Origin of the sequence: Dechloromonas hortensis, from assembly GCF_009469765.1 — a bacterium.
In the GTDB taxonomy this organism is placed as follows: Bacteria; Pseudomonadota; Gammaproteobacteria; order Burkholderiales; family Rhodocyclaceae; genus Azonexus; species Azonexus hortensis.
Window position 1 is genome coordinate 324,432 of record NZ_SSSQ01000003.1, and the last position, 17,334, is coordinate 341,765.

Genomic DNA, 17,334 nt, shown 5'->3' on the forward strand with positions numbered 1-17,334 from the left:
CTATATTGGAGCGCATATCGCTTCGACCCGAAATCATGTCCAACATTGCTGCCTCAACGCCGGAAATCATCGCTGCCGTCATTTTTGCACTGGCGGTGCTGCACACCTTTTCGACCAAGTTCTTCGCCCATCTGGCCCATGTCCAGCCGCGCCATGCCGGTCTCTGGCACCTGCTGGCCGAGGTCGAAGTGGTCTTCGGTTTCTGGGCCTTCATCCTGATCGCCACGCTGTTCTGGCTGTCCGGTAAGGATGCTGCGGTCAACTACCTGGAAGCACGCAATTTCACCGAGCCGATGTTCGTCTTCGTGATCATGGTGATCGCCGCCAGCCGCCCGATCCTGAACACCATCATCGCGCTGGTCCAGTTTATCGCCAGCATGATCCCCATGCAGCGCGTGGTGGCGGTCTATTTCCTTTGCCTGTCGGTAGTGCCGCTACTTGGCTCCTTCATTACCGAACCAGCCGCGATGACGCTGGCCGCGCTGATGCTGCGCGACCGCTATTTCCAGCAGCAGCTTTCCAATCGCCTGAAGTACGCCACCCTCGGCCTGCTTTTCGTCAATATTTCGATCGGCGGCACGCTGACCAATTTTGCCGCACCGCCGGTGTTGATGGTGGCAGGCAAGTGGCAGTGGGACAGCCTGTACATGCTCTCCCATTTCGGTTGGAAAGCGGCCTTCGCCGTATTCGTCAATGCCGCCGTGCTGACTTGGTTCTTCCGCCATGAAATTGCCGCCAAGGGACAGGCCGACGGGGCGCCGGCCAGCATGTCGCGTACCGTGGCCGGCGTCCACCTGCTATTTCTCGTCGGGGTCGTATTCTTTGCCCACCATCCGGTCGTCTTCATGGGCTTTTTCCTCTTTTTCCTGGGGTATACCGAAGCCTACAAGCAGTACCAGGATCGCCTGATCCTGCGCGAAGGCTTGCTGGTCGCCTTCTTCCTGGCCGGCCTGGTGGTTCTCGGCGGCCTGCAGCGCTGGTGGCTGCAAAGCGCCCTGACCGGCGTCGAACCGACCGTACTCTATTTCCTCGCCACCGCCTTGACGGCTGTCACCGACAACGCCGCGCTGACCTACCTGGCTTCGCTGGTCGACGGCGTCTCGCCGGAATTCAAGTACGCCATCGTGGCCGGTGCGGTGACCGGCGGCGGCTTGACGATCATCGCCAATGCGCCGAATCCGGCCGGCCTCTCCATTCTCAAATCGAGTTTCGACGAACAGTCGGTCAGCCCACTCGGCCTCTTTCTGGCCGCCTTGCCGCCAACCTGCGTCGCCATCTTTGCCTTCCTCGCCCTGTAATGACCGGCGCCAGCCCGATCCTGCGTTCGCCTTGCCTGCAATGGCTGCTTGGGCAGGTCTTTCCACAATTGCGGCTGTGGCCGGTGCGGGAGTGGCCGGAACTGCTGGCGCGGATAAGCGGGCTGGAATTCGACCGTTTCGAGCGCCTCGGCATGCTTGCCGGTGTCGTTCTGGTGACCTGGCTATTGCAGCCGGCGGCGCGGGTAGAGGCTGCGCCAGGCATGGTTTTCCTGACTCAGTTGCTGCTTTCCTTGCCCTTGCTGCTGCTTGTGGTCGGGCCATTTTTTTTCCGCCGGATGCGCCGGGGTCTGGATCAGGCCATCCGGCAGCGTAGCGGGCTGACGGCGGATTCCGCCAGGGAAGGGGAGTGACATGGGAGATCTGTCGATCATGAAAAATCTGCATTCCGTTGCCCCCGGCAGTGGGCTCAAACTGTTGATCCCGATCGATGCCAGTGCCGAGTCGGCGTGGAGCCTGCGCTATGCCATCGAGTGCGCCCGGGCCGGCGTTGCCGTCGAGGTCTGCCTGCTCCATATCGCCGAACCGGTACGTAACTGGGAAGTGCTGCGCTTTTACACCGAGGCCGAAGTCAGCCAGTATTTCCAGGAACGCGCGGCCATCTTTCTCGAGGCCGCGGCCAACACCTTGCGCGATGCCGGTATTCCCAGTCAGCGCTATTTCCGCCAAGCCGAAGCCGTCGCCGGCATCATCGATGTGGCCGAAGAACTCAATTGCTCGGCCATCGTCGTACCGAGCACCTATTGCCTCGGCCTGTTCCCGGCCGGACTTGGTCGCCGCCTGCGCCAGCGCCACGGCACGGTGCCGCTGACCCTGGTGCTGGCTGACGGCTCGCCCGAAGCCTGAGGGCCGCGCTTTTCTCGTGGAGGAGAGTTTTCAGGCGGGCAACCGCCTGTTTTTTTGCCTGCGGCGCCTGGCCACCATCATAGCCGCCGCTCTTTGCCTGCCAATTGACCACTCCCCGATTGTTCCGGATAATGAGAACGATTATCAACTGAGCCAGCCAAACCGCAGCGCGGATAGCCAGCCGAAGAGTTACCTCTCAGGAGCTTTCCATGGACCTCGCGGCCGCATCCGGCGAATGTATTGGCGACATCTATCGCGCGCATCATGGCTGGCTGCATGGCTGGTTGCGCCGCCAGACCGGTTGTGGCGAGCGGGCGGCGGATCTCGCCCACGATACCTTTCTGCGTTTGCTTGGACGGCGGGAGACCAAGCCGCTCGGTGAGCCGCGGGCCTATCTGACCACGGTTGCCCGCGGCCTGCTGGTCGATTTCTGGCGTCGTCAGACGCTGGAGCGGGCCTGGCTGGATGCCCTGAGCAGCCAGCCCGAGCCGTTCGCGCCGTCGCCGGAAGAAAAGGCGCTGGCCCTGGAGGCGCTGATGCAGGTCGATGCCATGCTCGACCGCCTGAAGCCGCGCGTCCGCGAAGCCTTCTTGCTGTCGCAACTCGACGGCCTGACTTACCGGGAGATCGGCGAACGCCTCAGTGTCGGCGAGCGGATGATCAAAAAATACATGGCCGAGGCCATGCTGAATTGCCTGATGCTGAATGCCGGCGATGCCGATGAATAAGGAAAATGCCGCCCTGGCCGCCGCCGCCGAATGGTTTGCCCGACTGGGTGACGAAACAGCCGACGAAGCCGAGCGGCAACGCTGGCACGAGTGGCTGGCTGCCGCCCCCGAGCACGCCCAGGCCTGGGCACGGGTCGAGATGATTGCCCAGCCGTTTTCCCGGCTGCGGGCCAATGCGCCTCCGGTATGCTCCCGACAAGCGCTGCTGGAGGCACGACGCGAATTGAGCTGTAAATCGCGCCGGCAGGCGCTGCGCCTGCTCGGCGTTGGCGCCATGGCGCTGGGCGGCCTCGCCGTGCTTGGGGCCGCCTTGCCGCGCCCGGCACAGTGGCAGGTGCTGGCGGCACTGACTGCCGACTTGCGGACCGCGGTTGGCGAAACCCGCCAGCTCGAACTCGACGATGGCAGCCAGTTGAGCCTGAACACGGCGACCCGGGTCAAGGTCGATTACAACGACGAACTGCGCCGTATCGTCCTCTACGATGGCGAAATATTGCTTGATTCAGGTGTCGACCGCAGGAGTGTGCCTCGCCCGCTGGTCGTGGACACCGTGCATGGCCGGGTCACGGCACTCGGGACGCGCTTTTCGGTGCGCAGCGTGGGCGGCCAGACCGAGGTCGATGTCTTTGCCGGCGCAGTGCGTCTGGCGCCGGTGGATGGCGATCGCACGGTTATTGTCGAGACCGGCGAAAGCGGCCGACTGACGACCCGGCAGGCCGCCGGCCATGGTTCCGCCGCAGCGGCTCGCGAGGGCTGGACGAAAGGCTTGCTGATTGCCGACAACGTGCCGCTGGCCGATTTCCTCGCCGAACTCGGCCGCTATACGACCGTGAAGCTGGAGGTGGAGTCGCGCGTCAGCCAGCTGCGGCTGGTCGGCGTCTACCGCATCGGCAATCCGGAACGCGACTTGCCGCTCATCCTCGCCGCCCTCGAAGGCAGCCTGCCGCTGCAGGTCGAAAGGGCGGGGCACGACCACTTGCGGCTGATCGCCAAATAATTTCTTGAACGGCAGTTCCCCTTTTCGGGGCGTCTTCGGCATACCAGGTGAAACAACACATTCATTCTCTGGAGGCTTCTCTCTCATGCCGGATCTTCATCTGCTTTCCCAACACACGCTGGTGCTGGCTGTCCGCGCCGCTCTTCTGGTCGGGCCGGCGCTCGGCCTCGGTTTTGCGCCGCAGTCGGCACTGGCCCAGGCTGCCCGCCCGGCACAGGCCTTCGATATTCCGGCCGGCCCACTGTCGACGACGCTGACCCGCATTGCCAGCCAGGCCGGTTGGCAACTGAGTGTCAATGCGGCGCTGCTCGCCGGTAAAAATGCGCCGGCCATCGCCGGCAGCATGAGCGCCCAGTCGGCCATCGAACAGGCCCTGGCCGGCAGCGGCCTGGACGGGGTGGTGGTCGGTGGCGAATTGCGCGTCCGGCCGCGTAGCGAGGCCGAGGCCACCTTGTCGCCACTCACCGTGACGGCAGCCATGCAGCCGGGCGAGCTGCCCAAGGCCTATGCCGGCGGCCAGATGGCGCGGGGCGGGCGGCTGGGCATGCTGGGTAATGTCGATACGATGGATTCGCCCTTCAGTGTCACTGCCTTTACCGCCCAGAGCATCCAGGATGCCCAGGCGACGACGGTGGCCGATATGGTGCGCCTGGACCCGTCGGTACGCAGCAGCGGCATGGGCGCCGACAATGCCGATGCCTTTTTTATCCGCGGCTTTGCGGTCGGCGACAACAACACCGGGGAGATCGCCTTTGACGGGCTCTATGGCGTCGGGCCGAACTATCGCGTGATGGCCGATTACGCCGAGCGGATCGAAGTCCTCAAGGGGCCGGCGGCGATGATTTACGGCATGTCGCCGAACGGCGCCGGCGGCGGCACGATCAATGTCGTGCCGAAGCGGGCCGGCACCGATCTGACGCAGGTCCGCGGCGACTACCTGAGCGATGGACAACTCGGCGGGCATGTCGATGTCGCCCGCCGCTTCGGGCCGGAACGTCAGTTTGGCGTCCGCTTCAACGGCGCCTACCAGAACGGCGATACGGCACTCGACAATCAGTCGAGACGGAGCAGCCTGGGCGCCCTGGCGCTCGATTACCAGGGCGAGAAGCTGAAGGCGACGCTGGATCTGATCGATCAGCGGGAGAATATCGATGCCCCCTCCCGTCGCTTGTGGCTGAACAACGGCGTGGCGGTGCCCGAGGCGCCGGATGGCCGGCGCAACACCACGCAGTCTTGGGAATACTCGCGCAGCGACGAGCAGTCGGCGCTGTTGCGTCTTGAATACGAGGCGACCGAGCAGCTGTCGGTGTTCGGCAGTTTCGGCACGGCGCAGACCGATGTCGAGCGCCTGTTCAATACGCCGTCAATCACCAGCAGCAGCGGCAATACCAGTGTTTTGCCGGTGGCGGCGATTTTCGACGTGCAGCGCAGTTCGCTCGAAGGCGGCTTGCGCGGGCGCTTTGAAACGGGGGCGCTGAAGCATCGGGTAACCCTACAGTTCAGCCGTTACGAGGATAGCCTAGGGCGGGGAACGGTGAATGGGCGGACTTACACGTCGAATCTCTACACCCCGATCGACCGCCCGGCGCAGGATGTCGCCTTGCCGGGCAGCGTGCTCAAGCAGTCAGCCAACACGCTAAGTGGCGTCGCACTGTCCGATACCGTGTCGGCCTTTGACGAACGGCTGCAGGTGATCCTGGGTCTGCGCCAGCAGAACGTCAATTCGGAAAACTATGCCGCCAGCGGCGCCGTCAGCAGCAGCTACGACAAGAGTGCGGTGACGCCGATGCTGGGGGTGGTCTTCAAGCCGCTGAACCATGTTTCGCTGTACGGCAACTACATCGAAGGTCTGGCCAAGGGCGATAGCGCCCCGATGACGGCACTCAACGCCGGCGAGGTCTTTGCGCCGTACAAGACGAAGCAGCATGAAGTCGGGGTCAAAGTCGATCACGGCCGCCTGATGACCATGCTGAGCGCCTTCCAGATCACTCGGCCGAGCGGGCAATTGAGCAACAACGTCTATGCCGTCGACGGCGAGCAGCGCAATCGCGGCATCGAGCTTTCGGCTTTCGGGGCGGTGGGCGACGGGGTCCGTCTCTATAGCGGCATCACCTGGATCGACGCCAAGCTGACCCAGACCAATAGCGCGGCAACCCAAGGCAATACGGCGGTCGGCGTGCCCGGCGTGCAGGCCAGCTTCAATGCCGAATGGGATGTGCCGGTGCTGAGCGGCCTGACCGTCAGCGGCAGCGTGCTGCACAGCGGCAAACAGTATGTCGACCAGAGCAACAGCCGGCAATTGCCGGCCTGGACGACGCTCGATCTCGGCGCGCGCTATCGGACCAGCCTGCTTGGCAAGAGCGTCGTCTGGCGGGCCAACCTGCGCAATGCGCTGGACAAGGAATATTGGGCCGGCGTATCGACCTGGAGCACGCTGGCCATCGGTACGCCGCGTACCCTGCAAATGTCGGCGACGGTCGATTTCTAAATGGCGTAATCGGCAGAAGGATGCACGCAATGAAATTTCACTACGCAGTAATGACCCTCGCACTCGCCATGCTGGCCGGTAGCGTCCAGGCGCATGGCCTCTGGGTGGCCCAGCGGGCCGGACAATGGGCGGCGGTCTATGGCGAAGGGGCCGAGGACGAGGCTTATGACCCGGTAGCCATCCAGCGGGTCGAGGCCTGGCGGGAGCAGGGGCAAGCGGCCCGCTGGCATAGCGAAATACGGGCTGGGCAGTGGTTGTTCGTTCCCGAAGAGCCGGTGGCCCGGCTGGCCTTGCGTTTCGATGCCGGCGCATGGCGCGAGATGATGGATGGCCGTTGGCTGGCCGACGGGCAGGCGGCGGGGGCCGGGGAAATACGGCGGACCTGGCGCCTGCTACGTTATGCGAGCGCCGTGCTGGCCTCGTCGGACAAGCCGGCGCTGGCGCTCGGCCTGCCGCTGGAAATCGTGCCGCTGAAGGATACCCTGGCCTTGCGCAAGGGCGACAGCCTGCCGGTCCGCCTGCTGCTGCGCGGGCAGCCACTGGCCAATGCCAAGGTGATCGGCGACTTCATCAATGATGATCAGGCGGCGCCACTGCGCACCGATGCCGACGGTCTGGTCGTCGTGACGCTGGCCAGCAACGGCTTGAATGTGATCCAGGCGAGCCATGCCGAGGCATGTCAGGCCGAATGCACGACCGAGCGCGTCGTCCATTCGACGACTCTCTCCTTTATCGTGCCGCGGCTACCGGAGTGATGGCCGAACTCAGCCGAGCAGGGTAAGGACGATTTCCCGCCGGTGGCTCTGCGTCCGGTGTTCGAACAGGTAGATGCCCTGCCAGGTGCCGAGCAGCAGGCGGCCGTCGGCGAAGGGCACGCTCAGTGAAACGCCAGTCAGCAGCGAACGGGCGTGGGCCGCCATGTCGTCGTCGCCTTCGAGGTCGTGGCGGTAGGCCGGGTCGCCGTCCGGCGCCCAGCGCTGGAGCAGGGTTTCCAGGTCGCGGCGGACCGTCGGGTCGGCATTTTCGGTGATCGCCAGGCTGCAACTGGTATGGCGGACGAAAATGTGGGCAATCCCGACGTCGACCGCAGCACTGGCCACCAGCGTGGCGATTTCGCCGGTGATCTCGGTCGAACCACGGCCGCGCGTGGTGATCGACAGGCGATACTGTTCGGCCATGGCCCGGCTCAGTCCTTCTTTTTCAGCATGCCTTGCAGCGCGGCGAACGGGTTGTGCGTCGCGCCGCCGCCACGTTGCGAGCTGTCGGTGTAGCCGCGGTCGGCTTCGATCTGCTTCTGGTGCTCGTTGTCATGGCAGTAGATGCAGAGCAGTTCCCAGTTGCTGCCGTCGTTCGGATTGTTGTCGTGGTTGTGGTCGCGGTGGTGCACCGTCAGTTCGCGCAGGTTGGCGGTGGTGAATTCGCGGGCGCAGCGGCCGCAGATCCACGGGTAGATTTTCAGGGCACGCTCGCGGTAACCCTCGGCGCGGCTGTCGGCGGCCTTGCGGGCATCGCGGACGACCTGGTCGAGGCGGCTGTGGTCGATGGCTTTCATGCGGTTGTCTCCATAGGGCTGGGGTGGATTCTAACGCGCCGGCCGGCGCGCCCGGTGCTGGTGACGGGCGGGCGCAGCCCTTAGAATCGGGTTTTGCCCATTTTCAGATAAGACAACATGCCCCGCATCAAGATCGATTTGCCTGAGCGTTTCAGTTTCTCGACCGAAATTCCCATCTACATCGGCCATATCAACTACGGCCATCACCTCGACAATGCGGCGCTGATCTCACTGGTTTCCGAGGCGCGGGTGCGCTTCTTCAAGTCCCTCGGCTATAGCGAACTGGATGTCGAAGGCGTCGGCATCGTCGTCGCCGATGTCGCGGCGCAGTATCGTTCCGAAGCCTTCCACGGCGAGACGCTGCGCGTCGAAATGGCCGCTGACGATTTCAACAAGTACGGCTGCGATCTCGTCTGGCGCCTCAGCGACCTGGCCAGCGGCCGCGAAGTGGCGCGTGGCAAGCACGGCATCATGTTCTTCGACTACACCGCCCGCAAGGCGGCCCTGGTGCCGTCGGCCTTCATCGCCAAGGTGAGCGCCTGAGCATGATCCCGATCCGCTACGTCGAGCCGGTCTTCCGGCCGCCCAGCGAGGCGGAATCGCTGATCCTGCCGGTCACCGACGGCTGTTCGTGGAACCAGTGCACTTTTTGCGAGATGTACACCGCGCCGCAGAAGAAATTCCGCGCCCGGGAGGAAGACGAGGTGCTGGAAAGCATTCGCCTGACCGGCCTGCGCTACGGCGATCAGGTGCGCCGGGTCTTTCTCGCCGATGGCGATGCGCTGGTCCTGCCGACGCGGCGCCTGCTGAGCATCCTCGAAGCGATCCGCACGTACCTGCCTGCGGTGCGGCGGATTTCCTCGTACTGCCTGCCGCGCAACCTGCGCAAGAAATCGCAGCAGGAAATCGACGAGTTGGCCGCGGCCGGCCTGAAGATGGTCTATGTCGGTGCCGAGTCGGGCGACGATCAGGTACTGGCGGCGGTCAACAAGGGGGAAAGCTACGAAACGACGCGCGAGTCGCTCGACAAGCTGGGGCAGGCCGGCATAACGCGCTCGGTGATGATCCTCAACGGCCTGGGCGGCAAGGCACTCAGCGCGCAGCATGCCGACAACTCGGCACGCCTGATCAATGCAACGCAGCCGGAATACCTGGCGACGCTGGTAGTCAGTTTTCCACAGGGCGAACAGCGCTTGCGGGCCGGTTTTCCCGGCTGGGAGCCGCTGAGTCAGCACGAGCTGTTCGTCGAAACCGAGCGCCTGCTGAGCGGGCTGGAACTCAAACGCACCGTTTTTCGCAGCGATCACGCTTCCAACTGGCTGGTCCTGAAAGGCACGCTAGGGGCGGATAAGGCGCGTTTGCTGGGTGAGGTTCGCCAGGCGATTACTGCGCCTGAGTCGGCCGGCTTGCGCCCGGCCTGGGCGCGGGGGCTGTAGCGCCCTTGGCTCAATTGACAGGTAGCACGACCCGGTCGCGGCGGCAGAATATTTTGCCCTTGTTGCCTTGATAAACGATTTCCGAGCCGGTCGGGGAAACGAAGGGCGCATAGCGGTCGGTGCGGCTGACTCTTTTGAAGCTGCCCCCGGCCGGTGCACCAGCCGAGACGACGGCCGCCAACTCGGCCGGTGACAGCGAGGAAACGGCGCCGACGAAGGCATGCCGGCTGCTGCCATCGCTGATGAAGATCTCGGTGAGCGGGGCACCGAACAACTGCTCCGAGGTTTTGAACCAGTAGGCACCTTGCTCGATTTTGTAGGGACGCTGGCGCATGGCGTTGTAGAAATAGCCGGGCTCCAGGTCGTCGAGGCAGAGAATGGCTGCACCGAAGGTGGTGGAGAAGCTCGAGTCATCCGGCCAAGCACAGGTGGTGACGAGCAAGGCGAAAATTGCCGTGCTGGCCGGACGGCGGAAGCGGCCGGCAGTCTGTGCCCAGGCGTGGTTCCCGAAATCAAGCGGATGGCAGAAAAGCCGATTGACGACGGGGGGTACAACGATCTGGCGGCTCACCGTCAAGCTTGTTGTCCTCGATTGCGATGTCGTCATTTTGCCTGTACTCCGCTTACCTGACCGATCGGTAGACGCCGGAGCGGGCGCGCTTACTGAAGACGATTTGCCAGAGTTGCCCCTGGCGGGAACGGAAATAGCCGGCACAGCTTAATAGATAGTACTTCCACATCCGGTAGAAGGATGTGCCGTACTTGTCGGCCAGGCGCGGCCAGCCGCGTTCGAAGTTCTCCCACCAGGCCATCAGCGTGCGGTCGTAATCGGCGCCGAAGTTGTGCCAGTCCTCGATCAGCAAGCGCCCTTCGACACCGCCGGCGATGTCGGTGGCCGAGGGCAGCCGGCCGTTCGGGAAGACGTATTTGTCCATCCACGGGTCGAGTTTGCGCGGCGTCAGGTAATTGCCGATGGTATGGAGCAGGAAGAGGCCCGTGTCCTTGAGCCGACGCTCGACGATGGCGAAGAAATCGGCGTAGTTCTTCGGGCCGACATGCTCGAACATGCCGACCGACACCACTTTGTCGAACTGGCCGGCAAGGGCGCGATAGTCGAGCAGTTCGATGCTGACCGGCCACCCGGCGCAGCGCTCGCGGGCCAGTTTCTGCTGCTCTTTCGAGACCGTGATGCCGAGGACTTCGACGCCGTAATGCTCGGCCGCGTAGCGGGCCAGTCCGCCCCAGCCGCAGCCGATGTCGAGCAAGCGTTCGCCGGGCTGCAATTCCAGCTTGCGGCAGATCAGGTCGAGTTTGTCCCGTTGCGCTTCTTCCAGCGTCGCCGCTCGCAGCCAGTAGGCGCAGGAGTAGCTCATCGTCGAATCGAGCATGGTCTCGAAGACGTCGTTGCCGATGTCGTAATGGCGTTCGCCGACGACGAAGGCGCGCCGGCTCGATTGCAGATTGAACAAGGCGTGGCGCATGACGACGCGGAGCAGGCGCCACTGCATCCAGCTATCGATGTGCCGATCGGCGTCGACCACCAGCAGGCGGTGAAAAAGCTGATCCAGCCTGTCGCACTCCCACCAGCCGTCCATATAAGCCTCGCCGAAGCCCAGCGAGCCTTCCATGACGACACGACGATAAAAGCGCGGGTCGATCACCCGGATATCCCAGGGCGCATCGCCGTTGATCCGGAATCCTGCCTTGTTCGCCAGATGATGCACGGTGCCGGATGCCCGTGCTTTCATCGGGGCGAGTTTCTGGGCGGAAGATGTTCTTGATGAGATGGGCGAGATCGATGCCATAGCCTCCTCCTCCGATGGCCGCTTTCGTCATGAGAAAAGTGCTGCGCTACGTCGCCGGGTGCTCCATTCGCCGGGCCAACGGCGAACCGTCAAGGTCAGCGCGTGGGACGACGCGGCCTGAGACTCGCAATGGTTAGCGGGCCAGCCGATCGAGCAGCGATTTGTCGCGCTGCGCCGGCTGCCTTTTTCGGCACGCCCGCTGACCGCTCCGGCGTACTCCGGCTGATCAGTACGTTTCCCTGAGGCGCATGGGCGAAGGTGGTTCGCCCGGCACTGGACTCGCCCTGCGCTCATCTAGCTTCGCCGGCCGAGTACTAATGGTGATGCCTGTGCTTGTGCCCGCCCCGGTACGGACCATAATCGTGGCGATATGAATGGCGCCCATAGCCGTAGGGCTGCACATAGACCAGCGGCGGCGGGGGTGCGTAATAAATACGAGCCGGGCGCGTGTAATAGACCGGCGGTGGCGGCGCGTAATAAACGGGGGGCGGCGCAACATAGGCCGGATAGCCCAGGCTAATGCTCACCCCGACGCGCGGCCCGTGGGCGTATGCCCCGGACACCAAGCTTGCCGAGAGCAGCAAGCCAAGCAGAACGATGCGAAGAGTTTTCATATTAGACCTCCTTCATGGCAGACCATAGATCAGGGACTACCTCATATAAATAAGAACGCATGAACCGCTGGAAGGTTTCGCTTTCCCAACATTTGGTAACAAATGAGTGCGGCCTGCATCTGGAAATGACCGGCCGCGTGACTGTCGAATGGCGCCGCAGTTGATCGCCTAGCCGAGACGCATTTTTTCCCCGTAACCGGTCATTTCCAGATAGCCGCGCCCGACCTCCCGCTCGTCTTCGAGCAGGCGCACCGCGCCCTCCCAGTAAATCGCCCCGGTCGACCGCCGGCTGTCCAGTTCCTGGTCGTCCATCAACACCTGGAGACCGAAAAGCCGCTGCTCGAGGCGGACGCGCCACTCCACCGGATAAGCGATGCCGGTGCGCGGCGAGCGCCACTGGCGCAAGGCTTCGAATATCACGGCCGTGGGCGGCAAGTTGCGGCTGCTGCCGTCGGCCTGGCGGAAGGTGGCGGCCGACCACAAGGCTGCATCGGTCGCATCGCGCAGACGGAAAGCCATCAGTGCACCGCCGTCCGCCAGATTGATGCCGATCCAGTCCCAACCCTGGGCGCCGGGGGGCAGCTCTTCGCTCGACCATTCATGATCGAGCCAGGCCAGTCCGCTGACCGCTCGGGTTTTGCCGGCCAGCGTCAGCATCCCCTCCACCTTGAGCTGCGGCCGGCTGTAGTAGTAGCTGGCGTGACGTGGGTCGGCCGCCTTGGGGCTGAAGCCGGCACTACCGTTGAGCATCGGCGGGCCGTTCGGCACGAGGTTCAGGGCATAGGCGAATTCGGCGCTGCGCACCACGGCCCGGTAGCTGCCGGCCTGCTGCTCGAAACGCCAGTCGTCCACCCAGACCCGGGTCCGGTCGGTGGCGAAACCGGCCCGGCCAAAGCCGACCCGGGCCGAACGTTCATCATGGCGCAGGCGGCCCAGGGCCGGGTCGGCCAGGGCGGCGTGGGCGAGGATCAACTGACGCGGCGCAAAGGCGCTGGCATTGGCTTTGCCGATCCCCGTCTGGACGCGGAAGAAAGTGATTTGAAAACCCAGCGGGCTGCCGCCCTCCGGCCAATTCAGCCAGCCCGTCGCATACCACCATTCAATACGGAAATCCGGGTGCGCGCCGTGGTCGGCCGGGAAGCTCAGGCGGCGGCCCGGCAGGACCGGGGCAAACTCGACCGTAGCCGCTGCGTCCCGGCCGAAAACGCCGAGGCCGGCCAGCGCGACGAGAAAATCGCGCCGCTGCATCACCAGTCCTCGCGCACGGCCAACACCGCGTCCTGGCGCATTGCCTGACCACCGGCGAGCACTGCGGCAAGGGCGGCGAGGGCGACCAGGCCGAGCGCGAACAGCGCCAGCGAGGCCCAGGGCACATGCAGGTCCATGCTCCAGTGGAAGCTTTGCCGATTGACCACTTCGATCAGCACCAGGCCGATGGCGCCGCCCGCCAGCAGGCCGGCGGCAACGCCGACACCGGCCGCCAGCGCTCCTTCCTGGGCCAGCATCCAGCCGATCTGGCGGCGGCTCAGGCCAAGGTGGCGGAGCATGCCGAACTCGCGGCGGCGGGCCGCGGCCAGGGCGGCGAAACTGGCCGCGACGCCGGCCAGGCCGATGGCAATGGCGACCGCTTCGAGCAGATAAGTCACCGCGAAAGTCCGGTCGAAAATTTGCAGACTGAGCGCCCGGATCTCGCCCGGCCGGGAGATTTCCAGCACGCCGGGGCCGGCCATCGCGGTCAGCGCCGCGGCCACCTGCTCGGCATCGGCAGTCGCCGCGAGATAGATGCCCGCATCATTGACCAGGCGATCCCCGGTCAGGCGGCGGTAGTCGCTCAGATCGATCATGATGGCGCCGGTCTGCCGCGCATAGTCGCGCCAGACCCCGGCGACGTGCAGTTCGACGGGCTGGCCGGCGAGCGGCAAGACCACGGGCTGGCCGACGCGCCAGCCATAAAGGTCGAGCATCGCTTCGGAAATCCAGATCGCCGGTGTTTTCCCACGTCGTACCGGCCCGACCAGCGGCAGGTTGCTGCCGTCGGCGGCGATTGAGCGGGCGATCAGGGCGACCGGCGCTTTCCCGGCCGCCAGCCGTAGATTGGCGTGGCGCGTGAAGTTGCTGCGGTCAACGCCGTGTACGCTCGAAATTCGCGCCTGCAGGGCTTCGTCGAGATACGCGCTGCTTTGTGTCTGGCCGGCCCGCAGATAGAGATCGGCCGGCAATAGCTGGTGCAGCCATTGGTCGACCGAGTCGCGGAAGGAGGCGACCATAATCGCCATCGCCGCCGCTAGCGCGACACTGGTCAGCACCCCAGCCGCCGCGACCACGGCATGCCCCGGTGCCGCGCCGAGCCGGGCTGCCGCCAGCCGCGCCGAGCCGGGCTGCCGCCAGCCGGGCCGGCACCGGGCCGCGTGCCGGCAACAGGCGGGCGATGCCGGCGGCAAGTAGTGGCAGCAGCAGAACGCTGCCGGCCAGCAGACAGGCCACTGCCAAGTAACCGCCCAGCGGCAGCCCATCGAGCGGGGGAATGGCGCAGGCGGCCAGGCTGGTGGCGAGCAGGCCGCAGCCGAGCAGCGGGTGGCCTCTGCCACCGAGCAGGGTCGTCTCGTCGCCGGCCTTCAAGGCCTGTGCCGGCGAGACCGTCGCCGCCTCGCGGGCCGGCAGCCAGGCGCCGGCGATCCCGGCCAGCAGGCCGAGCCCGACATAGACGGCGCTGACCAGCGGCTGAAATTGCAGGCTCGGCTGCAGCCCGGAAAAGTAGCCGGCCCCGAGGTCGCCGCCGAGTAAGGCCAGCGCTCCCCAGGCCAGCGCGTGACCGAGGATGACCCCGACGACGCCCCCGGCCAGCCCGATCAGGGCGCCTTCCGCGAGCAGCCAGGTAAACAGGGTGCGGCGCGCCAGACCAAGGGCGCGGAGAAAGGCGAATTCGGTGCGCCGGCGGACGACCGACAGCGCCTGCGCCGAAAAAACGAGAAAGCCGCCGGTCAGCAGCGCAATCGCCGCCAGCATGGTCAGATTGACCCGGTAGGCCCGCGACAGATTGCCGGCCTGCTCGGCGCTGGCCGCCGGCACCTCGATCAGCACCCCGGCCGGCAGGATGGCTTGCAAGGCCGAGCGTGCCGTACCCGGCGCCATGCCCTCGACCAGTTTCAGATCGATCCGGCTGAGCCGGCCAAGCTTGCCGAAATGCGCCTGCACAGCGGCGATATCCATCACGGCCAGGCGCCGGTTGTCCGCTGCGCCGGGAATGTCGCCGGCAATCTTGAAGCGCCGGCGCTGCGTCCCGGCCTGCAGGTCGATGTCGTCGCCTGGCTGGCGGCCGAGGGCGGTTTGCGCCGCGCGACTGAGAAATATGCTTTCTTCGGCCAGGCTGGCCAGGCGGTCTGCGGTCGACGCCGGTTTGGGCAATAAAACCGGCGTCACCCGGGCCAGCGCGAAAATGTCGATGCCGAGTAGTTGCAGCGTTTCCTCCGGTCCCGACTCCGACCACCGCACCTCAAGTTCGAGCAGCGGGCTCGCCTCGGCCACCTCGGGGCGGCCGGCGAGCAGGGCGTAGATCTTTTCGTCAAAGCCGCCGCGCGGCCCGACCACCTGCAAATCGGCTTCGCCGGCCAGGGCGCGCAGACCTCGATCGAACTCGCGCAAGGCCGCTTCATGTACCGCCTGGACCGCCATCCCCAAGGCCACGCCGAGGACAATCGCGAAAAAGGAAAATAGCGTCGCCAGCCGGCGCCGGGCCAGGGAGCCGAGAAAAACCGGCGCCAGTCTCAGGCGTGTCACGCCTGCAACCCGCTGCTGGTCAGGTGCAAAACCCGATCCGCCGTCGCCGCCGCAGCCGGCGAATGGGTCACCAGAATGCCGATGGCGCCGACCTGACGCACCCGCTCGGCGAGCAGGGCGAGCACCTTGGCGCCGTTGGCCGGGTCGAGATTGCCCGTCGGTTCGTCGGCCAGCAGCAGACGGGGTTTGTGCACCAGCGCGCGGGCGATCGCCACCCGTTGCAGTTCGCCCCCCGACAGCTCGCGTGGCCAACTCGCCGCCCGCTCGCCGAGACCGACCGCCTCCAGCAACTGCTGCGCCGGCAGATCGGCCGCGGCGCCGTGCAAACCCTGCAGCCAGAGCGGCAGCGCGACGTTCTGGCGGACGCTGAGATGGGGCAGCACATGAAAAGCCTGAAAGACAAAACCCAGCTTGTCGCGCCGCAAGCGGGTCAGCGCATCTTCGTCCAGTTGCGCGTAAGCGGCGCCATCCAGTGCCAGCCGACCGCCGTCGGGACGGTCCAGCCCGGCGATCAGGTTGAGCAGGGTGGATTTGCCGACACCGGACTCGCCGACGATGGCGATGTATTCGCCGGCATGCAAATGCAGCGAGATGTCGTGCAGAACGCAGCGACCGTTGAAGCGGCGAGAAAGCCCCTCGATTTCAAGCATCGACCATATGGACAAATCCGTTCGGCATCGGCGGCCAGACGTTCCGGCCTTTGATCAGCAAACGGAATTGAACACGCTCATCCGCTCGCGCTCGAGCTCCATGAGTACTTTCTCGTGATGGGCAACCGCCTCGCGCAGCACATCCATGATCGAGATCACGCGGACCAAGCGATCGCCGTCCAACACCGGCAAATGCCGGATATGGTACTGGTTCATCAGGCGCATGCAGTCACCGAACTTGGCATCCAGGTAGGTGGTGACGACCTCACGGCTCATGATCTCGGCGACGGTGGTCTCCTCCGAACGGCGACCGGCGAGAACCACCTTGCGGGCGTAGTCGCGTTCCGACATGACGCCGACCAGGCGTTCGCCGTCAAGGACGACAAGCACGCCGAGGTTCTTTTCAGCCATGAGCTTGAGCGCCGACAGCACCGTATCGCCGGGCCGGACGGAATGGATTTCGGTTGGAGCGGATTCGACAAAGTGCCGGATCGGGCGGTAGGGGAACAAGCGCTCGGTATTTGCATTGGTCTCGGACATCATCCTTCTCCTCTGACGTGAAAAAAAGAACCTGTACCCCTGGCCGGCCCACTGGTGAGTCCTGCGGTCAACCGTCAAAAATCGCGAAAATTCGATCAAGCCTTGTCGTAGCTGTCCGACGACTTGCGCGAACTAACCAGCTGGCTCACCAGAAAGCCGGCGGCCAGCGCGAAACCGGCTGACTTGAACGGATTTTCGCGGACATAGTTGCTGCTGGCGCCAACCAGGCGCTGTTCGGCCTCTATCACTCGGCAGGCGGTTCTTTCCAGCCCGTGCGCCAGCCGACTGGAGGTGCCGCTTATGCTGTCCACCAGATGATGGGCGCCGGATGCGGCACGGGAGACTGCCGGATGTACCGCGTCAGAAATCCGGTCGATGGCCTGATGTGCGCCGTTGCTTGGGGAGGTATCAATTCCAGGGTTTTTCATGATTTTTCCTTCCAAAAGAAAGTCAAACATGGGGCCGCGCCGGAGCGCGCGGGCGCGGGTGGGCGAATTGAACAGACCACAAATCTGAGAGTCGCGATTCATGTCCCCGGTTCCCCGGTTTCGGAGAATGAATAAATGCTGCCGCACCCGCAGCGGG

General features: G+C 64.8%; 20 protein-coding genes. 9 read left to right on the top strand and 11 right to left on the bottom strand.

What is annotated here, in order from left to right; all coding sequences use genetic code 11:
- The first annotated feature begins 35 nt into the window (after positions 1-35).
- The 7 genes from GH663_RS08000 (at position 36) to GH663_RS08030 (ending at position 7,130) form a co-directional block, all read left to right on the top strand.
- On the top strand, positions 36-1,298 hold the full coding sequence (locus GH663_RS08000; protein ID WP_153131109.1) for a putative Na+/H+ antiporter: 1,263 nt from the start codon (positions 36-38) through the stop codon (positions 1,296-1,298).
- Positions 1,298-1,669 carry a hypothetical protein gene (locus GH663_RS08005; RefSeq protein ID WP_153131110.1) on the top strand — a complete coding sequence of 124 codons (372 nt, stop codon included), beginning with the start codon at positions 1,298-1,300 and terminating at the stop codon, positions 1,667-1,669. Before GH663_RS08000 ends, GH663_RS08005 begins: the two co-directional genes overlap by 1 nt.
- A 19-nt stretch (positions 1,670-1,688) precedes the next feature.
- The gene (locus tag GH663_RS08010; RefSeq protein WP_170291369.1) at positions 1,689-2,162 is read left to right on the top strand and encodes a universal stress protein; all 474 of its coding nucleotides are present in this window, start codon (positions 1,689-1,691) and stop codon (positions 2,160-2,162) included.
- Positions 2,163-2,371: 209 nt separating this feature from the next.
- Entirely contained in the window at positions 2,372-2,890 is a 519-nt protein-coding gene (locus tag GH663_RS08015) for a sigma-70 family RNA polymerase sigma factor (RefSeq protein ID WP_153131112.1), read from the top strand.
- Complete coding sequence (locus GH663_RS08020; RefSeq protein ID WP_170291370.1) at positions 2,883-3,887, top strand: FecR domain-containing protein; 1,005 nt, start codon at positions 2,883-2,885, stop codon at positions 3,885-3,887. The genes GH663_RS08015 and GH663_RS08020 overlap by 8 nt, the downstream gene beginning before the upstream one ends.
- Before the next feature lie 85 nt (positions 3,888-3,972).
- Positions 3,973-6,375 (top strand): TonB-dependent siderophore receptor, encoded by a 2,403-nt coding sequence (locus GH663_RS08025; RefSeq protein ID WP_153131114.1) that lies wholly within the window; start codon positions 3,973-3,975, stop codon positions 6,373-6,375.
- A gap of 29 nt (positions 6,376-6,404) precedes the next feature.
- The gene (locus GH663_RS08030; RefSeq protein ID WP_170291371.1) at positions 6,405-7,130 is read left to right on the top strand and encodes a DUF4198 domain-containing protein; all 726 of its coding nucleotides are present in this window, start codon (positions 6,405-6,407) and stop codon (positions 7,128-7,130) included.
- A 9-nt stretch (positions 7,131-7,139) separates the two neighbouring features.
- Here GH663_RS08030 and GH663_RS08035 read toward each other — a convergent pair whose 3' ends face one another.
- A complete protein-coding gene (locus GH663_RS08035) occupies positions 7,140-7,553 on the bottom strand; it encodes a secondary thiamine-phosphate synthase enzyme YjbQ (protein ID WP_153131116.1) in 414 nt (137 codons plus the stop codon).
- Between the two features lie 8 nt (positions 7,554-7,561).
- On the bottom strand, positions 7,562-7,927 hold the full coding sequence (locus tag GH663_RS08040; protein WP_153131117.1) for a YajD family HNH nuclease: 366 nt from the start codon (positions 7,925-7,927) through the stop codon (positions 7,562-7,564).
- 117 nt (positions 7,928-8,044) lie between these two features.
- Between GH663_RS08040 and GH663_RS08045 the strand changes: the two genes are divergently transcribed.
- The gene (locus GH663_RS08045; RefSeq protein WP_153131118.1) at positions 8,045-8,470 is read left to right on the top strand and encodes an acyl-CoA thioesterase; all 426 of its coding nucleotides are present in this window, start codon (positions 8,045-8,047) and stop codon (positions 8,468-8,470) included.
- A gap of 2 nt (positions 8,471-8,472) precedes the next feature.
- Positions 8,473-9,363, top strand: coding sequence for a radical SAM protein (locus GH663_RS08050; protein ID WP_153131119.1), 891 nt, complete (start codon positions 8,473-8,475; stop codon positions 9,361-9,363).
- A gap of 10 nt (positions 9,364-9,373) precedes the next feature.
- On the opposite strand, the gene GH663_RS08055 is transcribed toward GH663_RS08050, so the two are convergent.
- The 9 genes from GH663_RS08055 to GH663_RS08090 form a co-directional block, all read right to left on the bottom strand.
- Positions 9,374-9,934 (bottom strand): hypothetical protein, encoded by a 561-nt coding sequence (locus GH663_RS08055; protein ID WP_170291372.1) that lies wholly within the window; start codon positions 9,932-9,934, stop codon positions 9,374-9,376.
- A gap of 52 nt (positions 9,935-9,986) precedes the next feature.
- Positions 9,987-11,111 (bottom strand): cyclopropane fatty acyl phospholipid synthase, encoded by a 1,125-nt coding sequence (gene cfa, locus GH663_RS08060; RefSeq protein WP_211371091.1) that lies wholly within the window; start codon positions 11,109-11,111, stop codon positions 9,987-9,989.
- 371 nt (positions 11,112-11,482) lie between these two features.
- Complete coding sequence (locus GH663_RS08065) at positions 11,483-11,782, bottom strand: hypothetical protein (RefSeq protein ID WP_153131122.1); 300 nt, start codon at positions 11,780-11,782, stop codon at positions 11,483-11,485.
- 168 nt (positions 11,783-11,950) lie between these two features.
- Positions 11,951-13,030, bottom strand: a complete 1,080-nt coding sequence (locus GH663_RS08070; RefSeq protein ID WP_153131123.1) for a lipocalin-like domain-containing protein — start codon at positions 13,028-13,030, stop codon at positions 11,951-11,953.
- Entirely contained in the window at positions 13,030-14,001 is a 972-nt protein-coding gene (locus tag GH663_RS21160) for an FtsX-like permease family protein (protein ID WP_246181535.1), read from the bottom strand. The genes GH663_RS08070 and GH663_RS21160 overlap by 1 nt, the downstream gene beginning before the upstream one ends.
- Positions 13,904-15,559, bottom strand: coding sequence for an ABC transporter permease (locus GH663_RS08075; protein ID WP_246181527.1), 1,656 nt, complete (start codon positions 15,557-15,559; stop codon positions 13,904-13,906). The genes GH663_RS21160 and GH663_RS08075 overlap by 98 nt, the downstream gene beginning before the upstream one ends.
- Positions 15,556-16,209 (bottom strand): ABC transporter ATP-binding protein, encoded by a 654-nt coding sequence (locus tag GH663_RS08080; protein ID WP_153131124.1) that lies wholly within the window; start codon positions 16,207-16,209, stop codon positions 15,556-15,558. Before GH663_RS08080 ends, GH663_RS08075 begins: the two co-directional genes overlap by 4 nt.
- A gap of 54 nt (positions 16,210-16,263) precedes the next feature.
- The gene (locus GH663_RS08085) at positions 16,264-16,749 is read right to left on the bottom strand and encodes a CBS domain-containing protein (RefSeq protein ID WP_153131125.1); all 486 of its coding nucleotides are present in this window, start codon (positions 16,747-16,749) and stop codon (positions 16,264-16,266) included.
- Between the two features lie 95 nt (positions 16,750-16,844).
- Complete coding sequence (locus tag GH663_RS08090; protein ID WP_153131126.1) at positions 16,845-17,279, bottom strand: ElaB/YgaM/YqjD family protein; 435 nt, start codon at positions 17,277-17,279, stop codon at positions 16,845-16,847.
- Positions 17,280-17,334: the final 55 nt, after the last annotated feature.

Bases quoted from the DNA above. Each gene is read 5' to 3' on its own strand.
- GH663_RS08035 (WP_153131116.1), bottom strand. From the start codon at position 7,553: ATGGCCGAACAGTATCGCCTGTCGATCACCACGCGCGGCCGTGGTTCG.
- GH663_RS08045 (WP_153131118.1), top strand. From the start codon at position 8,045: ATGCCCCGCATCAAGATCGATTTGCCTGAGCGTTTCAGTTTCTCGACC.
- GH663_RS08065 (WP_153131122.1), bottom strand. From the start codon at position 11,782: ATGAAAACTCTTCGCATCGTTCTGCTTGGCTTGCTGCTCTCGGCAAGC.
- GH663_RS08025 (WP_153131114.1), top strand. From the start codon at position 3,973: ATGCCGGATCTTCATCTGCTTTCCCAACACACGCTGGTGCTGGCTGTC.
- GH663_RS08000 (WP_153131109.1), top strand. From the start codon at position 36: ATGTCCAACATTGCTGCCTCAACGCCGGAAATCATCGCTGCCGTCATT.
- GH663_RS08070 (WP_153131123.1), bottom strand. From the start codon at position 13,030: ATGCAGCGGCGCGATTTTCTCGTCGCGCTGGCCGGCCTCGGCGTTTTC.
- GH663_RS08085 (WP_153131125.1), bottom strand. From the start codon at position 16,749: ATGTCCGAGACCAATGCAAATACCGAGCGCTTGTTCCCCTACCGCCCG.
- GH663_RS08040 (WP_153131117.1), bottom strand. From the start codon at position 7,927: ATGAAAGCCATCGACCACAGCCGCCTCGACCAGGTCGTCCGCGATGCC.
- GH663_RS08030 (WP_170291371.1), top strand. From the start codon at position 6,405: ATGAAATTTCACTACGCAGTAATGACCCTCGCACTCGCCATGCTGGCC.
- GH663_RS08080 (WP_153131124.1), bottom strand. From the start codon at position 16,209: ATGCTTGAAATCGAGGGGCTTTCTCGCCGCTTCAACGGTCGCTGCGTT.
- GH663_RS08090 (WP_153131126.1), bottom strand. From the start codon at position 17,279: ATGAATCGCGACTCTCAGATTTGTGGTCTGTTCAATTCGCCCACCCGC.
- GH663_RS08005 (WP_153131110.1), top strand. From the start codon at position 1,298: ATGACCGGCGCCAGCCCGATCCTGCGTTCGCCTTGCCTGCAATGGCTG.
- GH663_RS08010 (WP_170291369.1), top strand. From the start codon at position 1,689: ATGAAAAATCTGCATTCCGTTGCCCCCGGCAGTGGGCTCAAACTGTTG.
- GH663_RS08015 (WP_153131112.1), top strand. From the start codon at position 2,372: ATGGACCTCGCGGCCGCATCCGGCGAATGTATTGGCGACATCTATCGC.
- GH663_RS08020 (WP_170291370.1), top strand. From the start codon at position 2,883: ATGAATAAGGAAAATGCCGCCCTGGCCGCCGCCGCCGAATGGTTTGCC.
- cfa (WP_211371091.1), bottom strand. From the start codon at position 11,111: ATGAAAGCACGGGCATCCGGCACCGTGCATCATCTGGCGAACAAGGCA.
- GH663_RS08050 (WP_153131119.1), top strand. From the start codon at position 8,473: ATGATCCCGATCCGCTACGTCGAGCCGGTCTTCCGGCCGCCCAGCGAG.